Below are 16,096 nucleotides of genomic sequence, written 5' to 3' on the forward strand. Positions count from 1 at the left end.
GGCGCCTCCGGACCCGGGTCTACCAACACGCTCCGTGATACTCAGGGGTGAGGTGCGGGCTCAGTGGAGGACCTCCGCGGCGGGGCGCCGGGGCACGGTCCGCAGCGGCGGCGCGAAGCCGAGACGGAGGACCATCTGCGGGAAGTCACCGGGCAGGAACTCCCGGCGCAACCGGGCGCGCAGCCGGTCGACCTCCAGCGGCTGGGTGTGGAAGGCGGCCATGACGCCGTGCGCGGCGGCGTACAGCAGGATGCGCTCCAGCGCCTGCCCGGCCCGCAGCCAGGCCAGCCGGTCGTCCCGGTCCGTGCTCAGCACCGCCACCAGGCCGGCGGGGGCGGGCATCCGGCCGGGCGGCACCGGGAACATGTCCGTCAGCCCGGCGATGTCGCGCCCGGCGAAGCCCGTGCAGTCGGGGTGCGTGACGCTCACGTCCGTGGGCACGCCGTCCCGGCGCGGCTCGGCGGGCCGCCAGGTCCAGGCGGCCTGCTCGGCGCTGTGCGCCAGCGTCCCGCGGTGCACGTTCTCGGCCTCCTGGACCAGCGCGGCCAGGTTCTTGCGGCTCACGGGGTCGTCCACCACGTGCAGGGCGGCGCCCTCCTCCACGGCCTGCACGCGCAGCGACTCGACCAGCCCGGCGGGCAGCGGGTCGGTGCGGAACGCGCCGCGGACGGTGCGCCTGCGCCGCAGGGCGCCGTACATGCGCTGCTCGTCGGAGGTGGGCCTCGCGTACGGTCCCCAGGCGACCCGGGCCAGCAGCGCCGGGTCCTGGGGGCGCGGAAAGGCCCGGACGACCGGGGTGAAGCCCAGGTGCCGCATGGCCAGACGGACGTTGAACAGGGCCGCCCCGCAGCTGATGACCAGTTCCCGGCCGTGCGGGTCGGTACGGGGCATCCTGCGGTCGGTATCCGCGTGCAGTTCGATGCCCCGGTCCCCGTCGGCGACGAAGAACCAGGGCTGCGTGTTGTAGACCGAGGGTGCCGTGACGGCCGCGCGCACCAGGTAGGCGGAGGCGTGACCGGTGGGTGCGATGACGACGGACATGGGTGCCGCCCTTTCTCCAGCTTCGTGCCCCCATGCTCGTGCGCGCCCCCGTACCGCAGCAGGGGCCGCAGGTCCCCGCGTCGGGCCGAGCGGCCTTCCGAGGGGGCCGGTGGGCCCCAGGCACGGAGGTGCCGGACGGGCCACGCTGGAAGGCGGAGAAGTCTTCGTCAGGACGTTCGGGAGGGTGTCATGTCCGTACCCGGCAGTGGTCCGGCCATCGTGGTCGGCGTAGACGGTTCCCCGGCCTCCGCCGCGGCCCTGCGCTGGGCCGCCGAGCAGGGCCGAGCGCTGCGTGCCGAGGTCGTCGCCGTACACGTCTGGGAGCCCAGTGGCCCCCGTATCGCGCCGTACGCGCCCGCCGCGGCCCGCCCGGAGGCGGACGAGGAGCGGATCGCGGCGGCGCGGGTCCTCGCGGAGACGGTCCGGGGGGTGATGGGCCCGCGGGTGGCCGGCACCGTACGCGCCGAACTGATCGAGGGCCCGCCCGCCCGCGTCCTCCCCCGCCGCGCCCGCCACGCGGCCCTCCTGGTCCTGGGCCACACGATGCACCCCCAGCACACCACCGCGGCGGGCCCGGTCGGCCGCGAGTGCCTGCGCCGCGCGACGGTCCCGGTGGTCACGGTGCCCGCCCCGGCCGCGACGGTCACACGGCTCGCTGAGCACCGGGCGGCGGGCCGCACCGCGGCGACCTGAGCCGGCGGACCCGCCGGGCACGGCCAGGCGCCCCGGGCGCCCGGTCCTGTCCGGGTGCCCGGGGCGCGCCCCCCTCCCTAGGTGGTCTTCCCCTTCCTCGTCAGGTCCTTGGCGATGGTGGTCGCCCAGGACTCGACGGCGGTGGGGTCGAGGAAGTCGCCGCCCTTGCCGGAGCGCAGGATCATGCCGGCGACCCGGCCGCGGGCACCCTCCTCCAGCCGTCCGCCGAAGGTGGCGTGGCCGGCGACGTTCAGTTCGGTCATGGCGCGCTTGACGCGGGGGACGGGCGGGATCTCCCGCTCCGAGGCCGACGCGTCGAGCGGGCCGCTGCTGAAGAACCACACCGGCCGCCCGGCCAGTTCGCCGCGGTGGCGCCGTACGAAGCGGCGGGCGTCCTTGTGCCAGCGCCCCGAGTACAGGGCGCCGCCGACCACCACCGCGTCGTAGGCCGCCGCGTCGGACACGGACCGGGCGGGGCGGGCCTCGGCCGGGACGCCCTCCCGGTTCAGCACCTCGGCCACCGTCTCGGCGATCCGGGCCGTGGAGCCGTTGGTCGTGCCGTAAGCGACGAGTACCTTGCCGTCCATAGTGTTCCGCCTCCTCTCACAGAGTCACAGGGTCACAGCCTGCGCAGCCAGTCGTCGGCCACGCCGTGCATGGCGTGCCCGTCGGCGGCGGGCAGCCGCGAGTCGTCCAGTCGGTAGGTCAGCTTGTCGACGACGGCCACGACCCCGTCCACCTGCCGGGTCATGGACACCGCGATCTCGGCCTCGCTCTTGCGCTCCAGGTCGCCGGAGAGCGTCACCACGCCCTCCGTCACCGACACGTCGATGCTGGACGGCGGCAGCCACAGCGCGCGCTCCAGCACTTCGCGCCGCACCTCCTGGCGGATCTCCGCGTCCGGGCGCAGGAACACCCGCAGCAGGTCGCGCCGGGTGACGATGCCGACCAGCCGGTCCTCCTCGTCCAGCACGGGCAGCCGTTCCACGTGCCGTTCGGCCATGGTGCGGGCGGCGGCCACGATGGTGTCGTCGGCGTGCACGGTGACCGGCGGCTCGGTCATCAGCCGCCCCGCCGTACGGGCCTGCGCCTTCGCCGCGCGGCGCCGCGCGGCGGGCCGCAGCGCGGCGAACCGCAGCCGCACGGGCGGCTCGTAGGGGTCGGGGACCTGCGCCTGCCGCATCATCAGGTCCGTCTCCGAGACGACGCCGATGACGTGCTCGTCCTCGTCGACCACGGGCAGCCCGCTGATGTCGTGCTCGGCGAGCAGCCGGGCGACGTTCTTGAACGTGGTGCCGTACTCGGCCCGGACGACGTCGGTCGTCATCACGGAGCCGACCTTGTTGTGCTTCATGGCGTTTCCTTCCCTGCGGCAGGTGGTCAGCGCAGTCGGCGGAGATAGGGGTCCTGGGACCGGCGGGGCAGCAGCCGCAGCCGGGCGTCGAGAACGGTGACGCGTTCGGGGGTGGCGAGTACGGGGTTGAAGTCCGCCTCGGCCAGCTGGGGCAGGTCGGCCGCCATCCGCGAGAGCCGGTGCAGCAGCTGCTCCAGGCCGTCGAGGTCGACGGGGCCGCCGCCGTGCGCGCCGAACAGCAGCGGCGCGCAGCGCGGCCCGGTGATCAGGTCGTGGACGTCGTGGCCGGTGAGCGGGGCGAGCCGGGCGGCGTGGTCGGCGAGGACCTCGGTCGCGGTGCCGCCGAGCCCGAACAGCACCAGCGGTCCGAAGACCTCGTCCTGGACGACCCCGGCGAACAGCTCGGTGCCGCGCGGCGCGAGCGGCTGCACGACGACGCCGGTGAGGAGTCCGGCGAACCGGGTCTCCAGGTCCCGGTAGGCGGCCCGGACCTGGGCGTCGCCGCGCAGGTCGAGGTGGACGGCGCGCTGTTCGCTCTTGTGCACCAGGCCGGGCCAGTGGGCCTTGAGCACGACCCGGCCGTCCGCGCCGCGCAGCCGTTCGGCGGCGAGCACGGCCTCGTCCTCGGTCTCCGCCCAGGCCCAGGACAGCTGCGGGATGCCGTAGCAGGACAGCAGTCCGGCGCAGGTGCGCGGGTCGAGCCAGCCGCCCTCGGGGTGGGCGGCGAGGAACTCCTCGACCACCTCGTGGGCGCGCGCGCCGTCGATGTCGTCGAGGTCTGCGGGAGCGTCGGCCGGGCGGGCCAGCCAGGCCGCGCGGCGGGCGGCGTGGGCGAGCGCGCGGGCGACGGCGCGGGGTTCGGCGTACGAGGGCACGGTGCCGTCGGCGGCGGGCAGCAGCGTCACCGGCACCTCCTGCTCCAGGCGGACGACGGCGACGGGGCGGGCCCGGCGTCCGGGGCCCGCGGTGAGGGCCCGGACCAGGTCGTCGCCGGTCGCGACGGCGACGGCGGTGGGCACGAGGGCGACCAGCACGGCGTCGACGCCCTGGTGGGCCACCAGCCGGTCGACGCAGGCGCGCAGTTCGGACTCGGTGACGGCGGCGGTGGCGTCGACGGGGTTGCCGACCGAGGCGCCCTGGGGCAGCACGGTGAGCAGGTCGTCGACGAGGTCGGGGGTGGGCTGCGGCAGCACCAGGCCCGCCTCGGCGCAGGCGTCGGCGGCCAGCACCCCCGCCCCGCCCGCGTTGGTGACGACGGCGACGCGGGTGCCCGCGGGCAGCGGCTGGGAGTGCAGCAGGGCGGCGGTCTCCAGGAGTTCGCCGATGGAGTGGGTGGCGGTGATCCCGGCCTGGGTGAACAGGGCCTGACGGGTCATGGTGCCGGTGGCGGCGGCCGCGGTGTGCGAGGCGGCGGCACGGCGCCCGGCGTCGGTGCGTCCGGCGTCCACCGTGAGGACGGGGATGCGGCGGGTGACGCGGCGGGCGGTGCGGGAGAACGCGCGCGGGTTGCCGAAGGACTCCAGGTGCAGCAGGGCCAGGTCGGTGCGGTCGTCGCTCTCCCACCACTGGAGCAGGTCGTTGCCGCTGACGTCGTACTTGTCGCCGAGGGAGACGAAGCTGGAGACGCCGATGCCGAGCCGGGACAGCCCGTCCAGCAGGGCGATGCCGACGCCGCCGGACTGCACGGCGACCCCGGCGGTGCCGGGCCGGGGGTGGGTGGCGGCGAAGGTGGCGTCCAGGGCGAGGCCGGGTTCGGTGTTGGCGATGCCGAGGCAGTTCGGGCCGACCAGGCGCATCCCGTGGGCGCGGCAGGCGGTGACCAGGGCGCGCGCGGTGGCGGTGTCGAGGCCCGCGGAGACGACCACCAGGGCCCGGACGCCCGCCTTGCCGCACTCCTCGGCGATGCCGGGCACGGCGGGCGCGGGCGCGGCGACCACGGCGAGGTCGGGCACCTTCGGCAGCAGCGCGACGGACGGGTACGACGGGATGCCGAGGAGCGAGGTGCACTTCGGGTTCACCGCGAAGAGGCGGCCGGTGAACCCGCCGGTGTGCAGGTGGTGCAGGAGGGCGCGGCCGACCGAGCCCGGGGTGCGCCCGGCGCCGATCACGGCGACCGCCTCCGGCCGCAGGAGCGGACGGAGGCTGGCGACGTCGGCGGCCCGGCCGCGTTCCTCGACGGCGGTGAGGTAGGCGTCGCCCGTGTCCAGGGCGATCGAGCAGTGCACCTCGGGGCCGTCGAGGCGCCGGGTGACGTCGAGACCGAGGTCGGCGAAGAGCCGCATCACCTTGTGGTTCTCGCTGAGGGCGTCGGCGGTGAAGGTGGTGATGCCGTCCGTGCGGGCGGCGGAGACGAGGTGTTCGACGAGGAGCGTGCCGACCCCGTGGTGGTGCAGCCCCTCGGCGACGGCGATGGAGACGTCCGCGGAGGAGGCGTCCTCGCCGGTGTGGTACTCGGCGAGGCCGAGCACCTGCTGCGCGCGTTCGGCGAGCAGGGCGCGGTGGCCGCGGCAGCCGGTGGCGCAGGCCCGTTCGGCGGCCTGATCGGCGGCGCGGCGGCTGGCCGCGAAGAACCGCAGGCGCAGGTTCTCGGGGGACATCTCCTGGTAGAGGCCCTCCAGCTGGGCGCGGTCCGCGGTCACCACGGGACGGATGCGCACGGTGGTGCCGTCCGCGAGCAGCGCGTGGACCGGGGGGCGGGGCAGCACGTCGTCCGTCATCACGGATCTCCTCAGGTGTGGTGGTCCGGCACTTCGAGCATCCAGCGGGGCGGTACGGGGTCCCAGGGGCTGACCGGGGCCGACCGGGGGCCGTTCGGCCCGGGTCGGGGGCGCCTGGACGGGGCCGGGTCGCCGGGAGGGGGTCCCGGGTACGCCGACGGCCCCGGTCGGGTCGGTGACCCACGAGGGCCGAGTAGGACGGGCGGGCCGGGTGACCCGGCCCCTCGGCCGTCCGGTTCGTCCGTCGTGTACGGCGCTCCGGTACGGCCCGACGCGGTGGACCCGTCGGTGGGTCCACCGCGTCGCAGGGGTTCAGCGGAGCCAGCCGTTGTCGCGGACGAAGGGGAGCTTCGCCCAGAGGCGGCCGAATCCGAGGGCGTTCCCGGCCGAGACGACGGCCAGGCCGATCAGGATGGCGGCGTACACGACGTGGTAGTCGGCGAAGGGGTTCGTCGACATGCTCGCCGAGCCGTCCGAGAGGTGCTTGGCGGGCGGCCACTCGGCGATCCACATGAACGCCATCATCGCGGTGCCGGCGACTGCCGCGAGCCGGAGGGCGACGCCGCTCACGAGGGCCAGGCCGACGCCGAGGAGGCCGAGCATGAACAGCCAGTTGACCCAGGTGTCACCGGCCCAGGAGTGGAACGTCGACTCCATCGGGCCGACCTTGACCGAGCTGAGGAAGCCCAGGGTGGGCGAGCCGCCGTCGATCCAGCCCTTGCCCGACGGGGTCGCGTAGCCGAAGCCGAACGTCTTGTCGAGGAAGGCCCACAGGAAGACGAAGCCCATGAGGAGGCGGACCGATCCGAACACGTAGGCCCGCGCGGTGTGTGCCTCGCCGAGCGCGGCGGCGTCGGTCTGCGGTGCGGCGGTGGTCCGGTTGCGGCGCAGTGACGGCAGGTGGAAGCCGGTGCCCTGCTGCGGGTGGTTGTGCACGGCCATGACGGTGTTCCCTTCGGGGAGCGGTCCGGTTGGTGCCTGACACCTTTACTCTGCTGGCTCGTCCCCTTGGGCGCCGGATGCCGAAGGTCCGCGTCGAGAGGGCTGAACAGCCCTATTTCCAGGGGTCGTTCGGCGTGCCTCGGCAGGCGCCCGGAGCGGCAGGTCGAGGCCGTACATGGTGCGCCCGCCGACCAGCTCGCGGCCGGTGACCAGCTCCGGTTCGACGCGCAGCAGGACCTCGCGCGGGGACGGCGCCCAGGACCGCGGGCCGCCGCGCGCCAGGCGCCGCAGTTCGTCGGGGTCGGTGACGACGGTGGCCGTCCCGGTGACGACGACGCTCCAGCCCGCCTCGGCGACGCGGTCGACCTCGTCGGCCTCGAAGGCGACCACCGCGCCGTCGACGGCGCGGACCAGCTCCGAGCCCGCGGCGGTGCGCACGAGCACGGCGCCGTCGTCGTCGAGGCTGAAGTTGACGGGCAGGACCGCCGGGAGGGCGTGGCGGGTGTGGACGATCCTGCCGATGTCGGCTCGGCCCAGCAGGCGCAGGCATTCCCGGCGTCCCAGCTCGCGGAAACCGTCATTCCGGTACATGGCTATTCCATCTTTCGCCTGAGGGCACACTGCCAGCTGATGGTCCTTCCATCGTCAGCCGGTGGCGGCCGGGGCGTGAGGGCCCTTCTGTCCCGTAGGGACCGGAGACCGGCCCTGCCCCGGACCTCGGTCGACCCGCCCGGAGCCCGCCGCGGGGGCCCCGGTCGACCCGCCCGACAGGGCCGACCGGCCCTACCTCGGTCCCCGGCGGCTCCGACACCGCGGACCGCGCCGACCCGGCCGGGGTCTTCGGGCCCGGCGGGGCGCACCGGCGGGGGCGCGCCCCGCCGCCCCGGCCTGCCGTCGGCGTCTCACGGCACCGTCAGCTCCGGCCGGACGAGGGTGCCGGAGCGGCCGTGCACGATCTCCTGGGCGGCGTCCAGGGCGCCGATCGCCGCCAGTCCCCCGGTGCGTTCCACGAAACGGGCGGCGGCCTCGGTCTTCGGCCCCATCGAACCGGCCGGGAAGCCGCCGCGCCGCAGTTCGGCGGGGGTGGCGTCGAGGACGGCCCGCTGCCGGGGGGTGCCGTAGTCGGCGTAGACGTTCGGGACGTTCGTGAGGATGAGCAGGAAGTCCGCCTTGAGCTCCTCGGCGAGCAGCGCGGCGGTCAGGTCCTTGTCGACGACCGCCTCGACCCCGTGCAGGGCGCCGCTGTCGCGGTCGGCGGTGACCGGGACGCCCCCGCCGCCCGCGCAGACGACCAGCGTGCCGGCCTTGAGCAGTTCGTGGATGGTGTCCGTCTCCACGATCCCCTCGGGCGTCGGGGAGGCGACGACGCGCCGCCAGCCGGTGCTGTCCTGGGCGATGTGCCAGCCGTACCGGTGGGCGAGGGCGCGGGCCTCGGAGCGCGGGAGGACCTGCCCGACGAACTTGGTCGGGTGGCGGAAGGCGGGGTCGTCGGCGCGCACGACGGTGTGGGTGACCAGGGCCGCCACGCGCTGGCCGGGGAGGGTGTCGTAGAGGGTGCGGACCAGCAGCGAGCCGATCATGCCCTGGGTCTGGGCGCCCAGCAGGTCGAGCGGGTAGGGCGCGGTGAGGGAGGGATCGGTGGCGCTCTCCACGGCGAGCAGGCCGATCTGGGGGCCGTTGCCGTGGGTGACGACGATCTCGTGTTCCTGGGCGAGGGCGGCCACGGCGGTGGCGACCCGGTCGATGTTGGCCTGCTGGACGTCGGCGTCGGGGCGTTCGCCGCGGTGCAGGAGGGCGTTGCCGCCGAGGGCGATGACGATGCGCACGGTTCAGTCCTCCCTGCCTTGTTGTTCGGGATGAGCGAGCCATTCGCAGGGTTGGCTCACCCGGCGCCGGGCGGGCTTGGCCATCGGGTCGGCCGCGACCGGGTCATAGGTCCAGCATGAGTCGTCGCGCGGGAGGAGGTGGTGGGCAGCGGGGCGAACGCGAACTCCCCGCCGCCGAGGGCGCTCCACACCGGGCTGTGCGGCGCGGCGAGCGGCAGGTCGCTCTTGAGCAGCCCGGCGGTGAACTCCCGTACGGGGTCGGTCAGCGCCGGTCCGACCACGGCCGGGGTGACGATGCGGTCCAGCAGCCGCTCCCGGGCCCCGGGCGCGGAGACGACCGCGGCGACGGCGACCGCGTCGCCCGCCCGGCTCCCACCGATGATGTTGTTCGCCGCGTCGGTGAACGGCGCGCCGGACTCCCGTGATGCCGCCGGTCACCAGGGCGGAGGCGGCGGGCAGGCCCAGCGCCGCTCTGGGCGACGTCCTGGCGCCGCCCGTTCCGGTGGACATGGCTCTGCTCCTTGCGCCGAGGGGCCGGAGTGCGGAACGGCCGCCGCGAGGACCGGTTCCGGTCCCGATCCTGCTGCGCCCGGGCGGTCACGGGGACAGGCCTACAGGTCCCCGTCCGGACCCGGAGGTCCCTGCTGGCGGAGCCGGTCGGCCCGTGGCCGGCGGCACCGGCCGGACGGACGCTGGGATGAGGAGTCCCATGGCGTCGAGGAGGACACCGTGCATCCAAGCCCCTACGTCGTGAGCGATGTGATGACGCAGACCGTCGTCGCCGTCGGCCGCGACGCTTCGTTCAAGGACATCGTCAGGCTCATGGAGCAGTGGAAGGTCAGCGCGCTGCCCGTGCTGGCGGGCGAGGGCCGGGTCGTCGGCGTCGTCTCCGAGGCCGATCTGCTGCCCAAGGAGGAGTTCCGGGACAGCGACCCGGACCGGTTCACGCAGTTGCAGCGGCTGGGCGACCTGGCCAAGGCGGGCGCGCTGACCGCCGGGGAGCTGATGACCAGCCCGGCCGTCACGGTGCACGCCGGCGCCCCGCTCGCCGAGGCGGCCCGCATCATGGCCCAGCGCAAGGTGAAGAGGCTGCCCGTGGTCGGCGAGACGGGCCTGCTGGAGGGCCTGGTCAGCCGGGCGGACCTGCTCAAGGTCTTCCTGCGGCCGGACGACGAGATCGCCGACGAGGTGCGCCGCGAGATCGTCTCGTCGGTGTTCCGCACGTCCCCGGAGCCGCTGTCGGTGCGGGTCGTGGACGGCCGTGTCACCCTCACCGGCACCGTCCGGGACACCTCCCTGGTCCCGGTGGCCGCCCGGCTGATCCGCGCCGTCGAGGGCGTGGTGGACGTGGAGTGCCACCTCACCGGCCCCACGCGGGAGTAGACAGGGGGAAGGGCCCGCACGTCGACGTGCGGGCCCCCTCCCCTGCCCGGTTGGGCCGGGCATCCGCTTCCGCCCTGCTACCCCTGCTCCAGCCGAGCATCCGCTTCCGCCCTGCTACCCCTGCTCCAGCCGAGCATCCGCTTCCGCCCTGCTACCCCTGCTCCAGCCGAGCATCCGCTTCCGCCCCTGCTTCCCCTGCTTCAGCCGAGCATCCGCTTCCGCCACTGCGGCTCCACCAGCGCCCACTCCGTCTCCCACTGCCCCACGCTCCGCCGCTCCAGCCCCCGCAGGGCCAGGCGGCCCCCGGCCAGCACCAGCGCGGCGACGGCCATCCCGGACAGCACGCCGAGCAGCACGGCCTGCCGCTCCGCCTGGGCGCCGTCCACGGGCTCGGGGATCAGCTTGCCCCGGTCGTCGGTCCACACGGGCACGGACGTGCCCACGGCGACGCCCGCGTCGATCCAGGCCGCCCCGTTCCGCGTGGTGCCGTCGCCGTCGGTCCAGCGCACCTTGGCCCACGCCCCCTTGCCGTACGACTCCACGACGGTCCCGTTCTCGGGGTCGGCGAGTGGGATCTCCGTGACGACGGCCTGCACGCGCAGGGCCGCCGAGCGGCTCGCGGCGAGGCTGTCCGACGTGGCCGTCTGCGCCGCCCAGCCGCTGAGCACGCCGCCCAGCAGGGCGCACGCCCAGACGGTGAGCACGAACCACGCCTCGGCCCGGTCGCTGCGGCGCCGCAGCGGATTGCGCCGCCACCGCCACAGCCACCGTCTCCTGACCCGCGTCGGGCGTCGCTCTTCCATGACCGTCCCCCCTTCCCCGTCAGACCGTCCGGGTCGGCGCGGCGGGCAGCCGCAGGGGCGGCTGACGGCCGTCGCCGGCCCGGCGGAGGCCGGATGCCGGTGGGTGCGCGGGGCGCGAGGAGCCGTACATGATTCCTCCAGGACACGGGCTCGTACGGGGGTCAACGGGGGCGGCGGAACGGTTCAGCCGGGGACGCCGCTGCCGTAGGGGGCGTACAGGTCGAGCAGCCGGGTGCGGGTGGCGTACAGGCGGTGGGCGAGCACCCGGCCGATCCAGAGCGCGACCGCCTCTCCCATGGCGGGGTCGGCGGCGCACATCCGCCGGGCCGCCCCGGCGTCGAACTCGTAGGCGCGCACCGGGCCCACGGCCTGGGCGCCGAGCTGCCACAGGTAGGGCGGGAACAGCCAGGACCAGCCGACGAGTTCGCCGTAGCCGACGGACTCGACGACGACCGGGCGGCGCCCGGGCACCCGTATGTCCAGGGCGATGGTCCCGGACCTGATGATCCAGAAGTTGTCGGCGCGGGACCCCTCGTCGAAGAGCCGGGTACCGGAGGGGATGTCCACCTCGCGGGCGGCGGTCATGAGCCTGCCGCGGTACTCGGTGGGCAGCGTCCGGGTGAGTCGGGGTGTGAACGTGGTGGTCGTCATGGTGGCGCCTCCTCACACGAGCCGACGGTTCCGCCGGAGGGACACGACCGCCGGGCCCCTGTTTCCAGACTCGGCGGCCCGGCGGCGCACGGCTTGGGCCGAGTGGCCCCGACCGGGGGTCCCGGTCGGGCACTGTCGGCGGCTCCGGGGGCGCCTGATGACTGGCCGACTCCTGTCCACCCCGGCGCGGACGGACGGTCAGGGTAGGACCGATTGCGACGCGGTTCGAGCAGAGCGAGAACAGAAGCCGACATGTACGCACGGTTGCGTCCCGGGTGCGCTGTGATGACCGCGAAGGGCAGGGAAGGGGGGAATCGGACGTGAGCGCTGTGGACCAAAGGCCGAGCGATCCGGACACCACCGCGGTCCGGGCGGGCTGCCGCTGCGGTGGGACAGGGCTGGGCGGCGGTACCTCGGTCGCCGAGGAGCGGTTCCGGGGACTGCTGGAGGCGGCGCCGGACGCGATGGTCATCGTGGACGACACCGGGACCATCAGGCTCGTCAACGCGCAGACCGAGGTCCTGTTCGGCTTCCGCCGCGAGGAGTTGCTGGGCCGTCCGGTCGAGGTGCTGGTGCCGCGGCGGTTCCGCGACCACCACACCCACCACCGCGACGACTACACCGCCAACCGGCAGGTGCGGCCGATGGGCGCCGGTCTGGAACTGCACGGGGTGCGCAAGGACGGCACCGAGTTCCCGGTGGAGATCAGCCTCAGCCCGCTGGAGACGGCGGACGGGCTGCTGGTGTCGGCCGCCGTCCGCGACGTCAGCGACCGCAAGCGCGCCGAGGCCGAACTGACCGAACTGTACGAGCAGCAGCGGCACATCGCGCTGACCCTGCAGCGGAGCCTGATGGGCACGCCACCCGCCATCCCCGGCCTCGCGACGGCCAGCCGCTACCGGCCTGCCACCCAGGGCGCGGGCGTGGGCGGCGACTGGTTCGACCTGATACCCCTGGGCGCGGGCCGGGTCGGCGTCCTGATGGGGGACGTGATGGGCCGCGGTCTGGAGGCCGCCGCGGTGATGGGCCAGTTGCGGTCGGCGGCGCACGCGCTGGCCAAGACCGGGATGCAGCCCAAGCAGCTCCTGCAGGCGCTGGACACCTGCGTCGCCGACCTGGACGTGCCCGACCAGCTCGTCACCTGCTGCTACCTGGTCATCGCCCCGGACACCAACACGGTGACGGTCTGCTCGGCCGGTCATCTGCCGACCCTCGTGGCCGGTCCCGGCGGCCGGGTGTACCAGCTCACCGCGCCGGTGAACGCGCCGCTGGGCGTGGGGGGCGTCCTCTACGAGCAGACCCGCGCGGAGGTCCCGCCGGGGGCGACGCTGGTGCTCTACACCGACGGTCTGATCGAGACGCCCGGCAGTGACATCGAGGGACGGATCGGTGAACTCACCGACGTCCTCGACGCGTTCTGCGCCGAGCGCCCCACGCCGCGCCTGGAGGCGGTCGCGGACCACGTGCTGGCCCGTATGGTGCCGGACGCCGAGAGCCACAACGACGACGTGACCCTGCTGCTCGCCCAGCTCCCGGCGGCGCCGGTCGACTCGGCGGTCCTGGACCTGCCCGCGGTGCCGTCCTCGGTGCCCGAGGGGCGCGCCTTCCTCCACAAGACGCTGGTCTCCTGGAGCTGTCCGGCGAAGTCGGACGACGCGCTGCTGCTGCTCTCGGAGATCCTCACCAACGCCGTACAGCACGCCGAGGGCGCCATCGGGCTCCGGGTGTGCCGGTCCCTGACCGAACTCACCGTGGAGGTGGCCGACCGCAGCCCGCACCTGCCGCAGCCACGGCTCGCGGAGCGCGAGGCGGAGTCGGGGCGGGGCCTGCTGCTGGTGCGCAGCCTCGCCGACAGCTGGGGCGTCCGGCCGACCGACGAGGGGAAGACGACGTGGTTCACCCTCAGGCTGTGAGCCCGGTCAGTCCTCGCCCACCAGGTCCAGGCCGCGGGCCGTCCGCAGCGCGGTCTCCGGGACCGGCCACTCGCGGGTGAGCCGCGGGGACACGTCCCGCCACCAGGGGCGCACGGGGAGGTCGCCGCCGGGTTCGAAGGGCTGGCCCGGGACGGGTACGGCGACGGCCTGGCCGACCGCCTCGGCGGCGGCGAGCGTCCACTCGCCGGGCTCGGCCCAGGGGTGCAGGGAGAGGTTGAAGGTGCCCCAGTGGATGGGCAGCAGGACACCCCCCGGCTGGCCCTGTTGCAGGTCGAGGTGGCTCTGGACGCCCTGCGCGGGGTTCATGTGGATGTCGGGCCAGGAGCCGGGCTCGGGTCCCTCGTCGGCCGCCCGGTCCCGGGGCCAGTAGTCGCTGTACGCGCCGATCTGGATCATCGTGGCGTCGAACGGGCCGTGGGCCGCGCCTATGTCCTGGAAGCCGTCGAAGTAGCCGGTGTCGCCGCTGTGGTAGATCCGGTGCCGCTCCCCCGCGACGACCCAGGACGCCCACAGGGTGTGCTGGGTGTTGCGCAGGCCCCGGCCGCAGAAGTGGCGGGCCGGGGTGGCGGTCAGGGTGAGGGGGCCGACCTTCGTCTCCTCGTGCCAGTCCAGCTCGCGCACCCGGTCCGCGGAGACCCCCCAGTGCTCCAGGTGGGCACCGACGCCGAGGGGCACGGCGAACACGGTGTCGGTACCGGCGAGCGCCCTGATCGTGGGCAGGTCGAGGTGGTCGTAGTGGTCGTGCGAGATGACGACGACGTCGACCGGGCCGAGCGCGGCCAGCGGCAGCGGCGCGGGGTGCAGTCGCCTGGGTCCGGCGAAGGGGAACGGGGAGCAGCGCTGGCCCCACACCGGGTCGAAGAGGACCCGCCGTCCGTCGATCTCGGCGAGCACGCTGGAGTGCCCCATCCAGGTCAGCCGCAGACCGCTGGCGGGCGGCCGGGCGATGTCGGCGAACGTGGTGGCGTGCACGGGGACGCCGCCCCGGGGGGAGCGGCGGGCGCGTTCGTCCTTGTCGAAGAAGATCTTGGCGAACTCCACGGCGGAGCCCGACGGCCGCGTCCGGGTGGGCGGGCCGGGGTTCTGGAAGACGCCGTCCTCGAAGTGCGGCGATCTGCGGATGCGGGCCATGCGCTCACCACTGGGGTCCGCGCCGAAGGCCGCGGGCCGCAGCGAGCGAAGCCCGGAGCGCAGGGAACGGAAACCGGTCACGGTACCTCCAGGTGGAGTCGGTGAGTCCTTACATTATGGTCGGCCGCCACAGTGGCGCGTCGGCTTCCCCGGGAACGCGTTCGACCGCCGGCCCGCGCGTTCTAGGGTGAGCCGCGTGGCGAGGGCGCGGTGGAGTGTGGCGGAGCGGCGGGCCGCGTTGCTGACGGTCGCCGTGGAACAGATCGAGGCGCGCGGGGTCGCGGCCGTGCGGATCTCCGACGTGGCCTCGGCGCTCGGGGTGAGCAACGCGCTGGTGCTGTACCACTTCACGTCCAAGGAGAAGCTGGTCGCCGCCGCCTTCGCGCACGCGGCCGAGGGCGACCTCGCGCAGCTGCGCACCCTCCTCGGCCGCCGTACGACGGCGCTGCGCCGACTGCGCTCGGCGGTGCGCTGGTACGCCCCCACCGGCACCGCCAAGGGTTGGCGGCTGTGGATCGAGGGCTGGGCGGCGGCGCCGCGAGAACCGGCGCTCCAGGACGTGATCCGGGAGCTGGACCGGCGGTGGAAGGCCGCCCTCGCCGAGGTGATCGCCGAGGGCGTGGCCGCGGGCGAGTTCCGGTGCCCGGACCCGGCCGCCACCGCGCTGCGCCTGACCGCCCTGCTCGACGGTCTCGCCGTCCAGCTGACGTCGTACCCGGGCGCGGTCTCCCACGCGCGGGCCCGGGAGTGGGTGGACGAGGCGCTCGCGCGGGAGCTGGGGCTGGCGGCCGGGGAGGGCTGAGGCGCCCCGGGTCAGGCCACGGACGCGATCCGGGTCCTGATGTCCTCCGGGGAGAGCGTGCCCTTGGCGGTGACGTGGTCGCCGGAGGACTCGCCGCGCAGTCGGCGGCCGATCCAGGGCACCAGGTACTCACGCGCCCAGTGCACGTCGTCGCGCCGGATCTCCAGGGTGCCGCGCGGCGGCAGCGGCGGCCAGGGCTGGTCCGGGTCGGCCGGGACCGGCAGGCCGAGGACCTGCCCGGCGCGGAGCGCCACGCGCGTGTGCCCCTCCGGGGACAGGTGCAGCCGGTCGCCGTCCCAGGCCCGGCGGTCCTGGACGGACCTCAGGGACCACAGGTCGAGGACCGGGCAGCCGTACCGGTCGGCGATGGCGCGCACATGTCCGTTGTAGGTGGCGATCTTGCCGCGCAGGTGCTTGAGGACGGGCACGCCCCGGGTGTCGAAGCCGGTGGTCACCATCACCGTGCCCGCGACGGCGGTCAGCCGGGCGACCGCCCTCTCGAAGCGCTCGGCGACCTCGTCGGGGTCGGTGCCGGGCCGCAGGATGTCGTTGCCGCCCGCGCAGAAGGACACGAGGTCCGGGGCGAGTCCGACGGCGCGCGGGACCTGGTCGGCCACGACCTGGTCGAGGAGTCTCCCGCGCACGGCGAGGTTGGTGTACCGGAAGTCGCCCTCGGGACGCCGGTCGGCGAGCAGGACCGCGAACCGGTCGGCCCAGCCGACGAACGCCCCGTCGGGGCCGGGGTCGCCGACGCCTTCGGTGAAGCTGTCCCCCACCGCCACGTACGACCCGATCACTGATCTGCTGTCATTCTTCGAA

The 16,096-nt window shown here is 74.8% G+C and carries 14 protein-coding genes and 2 pseudogenes; 4 read left to right on the forward strand and 12 right to left on the reverse strand.

Going from position 1 to position 16,096, the window contains the following annotated elements; all coding sequences use genetic code 11:
* Nucleotides 1-60 precede the first annotated feature (60 nt).
* Nucleotides 61-1,041, reverse strand: coding sequence for a hypothetical protein (locus tag ABZ659_RS06240; RefSeq protein ID WP_360214033.1), 981 nt, complete (start codon nucleotides 1,039-1,041; stop codon nucleotides 61-63).
* Between the two features lie 189 nt (nucleotides 1,042-1,230).
* Here ABZ659_RS06240 and ABZ659_RS06245 point away from each other — a divergent pair, with 189 nt between their 5' ends.
* Nucleotides 1,231-1,734, forward strand: coding sequence for a universal stress protein (locus ABZ659_RS06245; protein WP_360214035.1), 504 nt, complete (start codon nucleotides 1,231-1,233; stop codon nucleotides 1,732-1,734).
* A gap of 77 nt (nucleotides 1,735-1,811) precedes the next feature.
* Here ABZ659_RS06245 and ABZ659_RS06250 read toward each other — a convergent pair whose 3' ends face one another.
* From ABZ659_RS06250 to ABZ659_RS06280, 7 genes and pseudogenes are all read right to left on the reverse strand, one after another.
* Nucleotides 1,812-2,321 (reverse strand): flavodoxin domain-containing protein, encoded by a 510-nt coding sequence (locus ABZ659_RS06250; RefSeq protein ID WP_360214037.1) that lies wholly within the window; start codon nucleotides 2,319-2,321, stop codon nucleotides 1,812-1,814.
* A gap of 32 nt (nucleotides 2,322-2,353) precedes the next feature.
* Nucleotides 2,354-3,088 carry a CBS domain-containing protein gene (locus tag ABZ659_RS06255; RefSeq protein ID WP_360214039.1) on the reverse strand — a complete coding sequence of 245 codons (735 nt, stop codon included), beginning with the start codon at nucleotides 3,086-3,088 and terminating at the stop codon, nucleotides 2,354-2,356.
* A gap of 26 nt (nucleotides 3,089-3,114) precedes the next feature.
* Nucleotides 3,115-5,805, reverse strand: a complete 2,691-nt coding sequence (locus ABZ659_RS06260) for a GNAT family N-acetyltransferase (RefSeq protein WP_360214041.1) — start codon at nucleotides 5,803-5,805, stop codon at nucleotides 3,115-3,117.
* 312 nt (nucleotides 5,806-6,117) lie between these two features.
* Complete coding sequence (locus ABZ659_RS06265; RefSeq protein WP_360214043.1) at nucleotides 6,118-6,747, reverse strand: DoxX family membrane protein; 630 nt, start codon at nucleotides 6,745-6,747, stop codon at nucleotides 6,118-6,120.
* 159 nt (nucleotides 6,748-6,906) lie between these two features.
* Nucleotides 6,907-7,338, reverse strand: a pseudogene (locus ABZ659_RS06270) (pyridoxamine 5'-phosphate oxidase family protein); the annotation flags it as partial.
* Nucleotides 7,339-7,649: 311 nt separating this feature from the next.
* Nucleotides 7,650-8,573 carry a carbamate kinase gene (locus tag ABZ659_RS06275; RefSeq protein WP_360214045.1) on the reverse strand — a complete coding sequence of 308 codons (924 nt, stop codon included), beginning with the start codon at nucleotides 8,571-8,573 and terminating at the stop codon, nucleotides 7,650-7,652.
* A gap of 54 nt (nucleotides 8,574-8,627) precedes the next feature.
* A pseudogene (locus ABZ659_RS06280) lies at nucleotides 8,628-8,899 on the reverse strand (arginine deiminase family protein); the annotation flags it as partial.
* A gap of 403 nt (nucleotides 8,900-9,302) precedes the next feature.
* Here ABZ659_RS06280 and ABZ659_RS06285 point away from each other — a divergent pair.
* Nucleotides 9,303-9,956, forward strand: coding sequence for a CBS domain-containing protein (locus tag ABZ659_RS06285; protein WP_360214047.1), 654 nt, complete (start codon nucleotides 9,303-9,305; stop codon nucleotides 9,954-9,956).
* A 200-nt stretch (nucleotides 9,957-10,156) separates the two neighbouring features.
* On the opposite strand, the gene ABZ659_RS06290 is transcribed toward ABZ659_RS06285, so the two are convergent.
* On the reverse strand, nucleotides 10,157-10,759 hold the full coding sequence (locus ABZ659_RS06290) for a hypothetical protein (RefSeq protein WP_360214049.1): 603 nt from the start codon (nucleotides 10,757-10,759) through the stop codon (nucleotides 10,157-10,159).
* A gap of 183 nt (nucleotides 10,760-10,942) precedes the next feature.
* Entirely contained in the window at nucleotides 10,943-11,410 is a 468-nt protein-coding gene (locus ABZ659_RS06295; RefSeq protein ID WP_360214051.1) for a cyclic nucleotide-binding domain-containing protein, read from the reverse strand.
* Between the two features lie 398 nt (nucleotides 11,411-11,808).
* On the opposite strand from ABZ659_RS06295, the gene ABZ659_RS06300 reads away from it, so the two are divergent.
* On the forward strand, nucleotides 11,809-13,323 hold the full coding sequence (locus ABZ659_RS06300; RefSeq protein ID WP_360214458.1) for a SpoIIE family protein phosphatase: 1,515 nt from the start codon (nucleotides 11,809-11,811) through the stop codon (nucleotides 13,321-13,323).
* A 6-nt stretch (nucleotides 13,324-13,329) separates the two neighbouring features.
* On the opposite strand, the gene ABZ659_RS06305 is transcribed toward ABZ659_RS06300, so the two are convergent.
* Nucleotides 13,330-14,556 (reverse strand): MBL fold metallo-hydrolase, encoded by a 1,227-nt coding sequence (locus ABZ659_RS06305; protein ID WP_360214053.1) that lies wholly within the window; start codon nucleotides 14,554-14,556, stop codon nucleotides 13,330-13,332.
* Between the two features lie 115 nt (nucleotides 14,557-14,671).
* Between ABZ659_RS06305 and ABZ659_RS06310 the strand changes: the two genes are divergently transcribed.
* Complete coding sequence (locus ABZ659_RS06310) at nucleotides 14,672-15,277, forward strand: TetR family transcriptional regulator C-terminal domain-containing protein (RefSeq protein ID WP_360214055.1); 606 nt, start codon at nucleotides 14,672-14,674, stop codon at nucleotides 15,275-15,277.
* Nucleotides 15,278-15,288: 11 nt separating this feature from the next.
* Here the strand turns inward: ABZ659_RS06310 and ABZ659_RS06315 are convergent, their stop codons facing one another.
* Nucleotides 15,289-16,074 (reverse strand): SGNH/GDSL hydrolase family protein, encoded by a 786-nt coding sequence (locus ABZ659_RS06315; RefSeq protein ID WP_360214460.1) that lies wholly within the window; start codon nucleotides 16,072-16,074, stop codon nucleotides 15,289-15,291.
* Between the last annotated feature and the right edge of the window lie 22 nt (nucleotides 16,075-16,096).

The organism is Streptomyces sp. NPDC006997 (assembly GCF_040635175.1).
GTDB lineage: Bacteria > Actinomycetota > Actinomycetes > Streptomycetales > Streptomycetaceae > Streptomyces.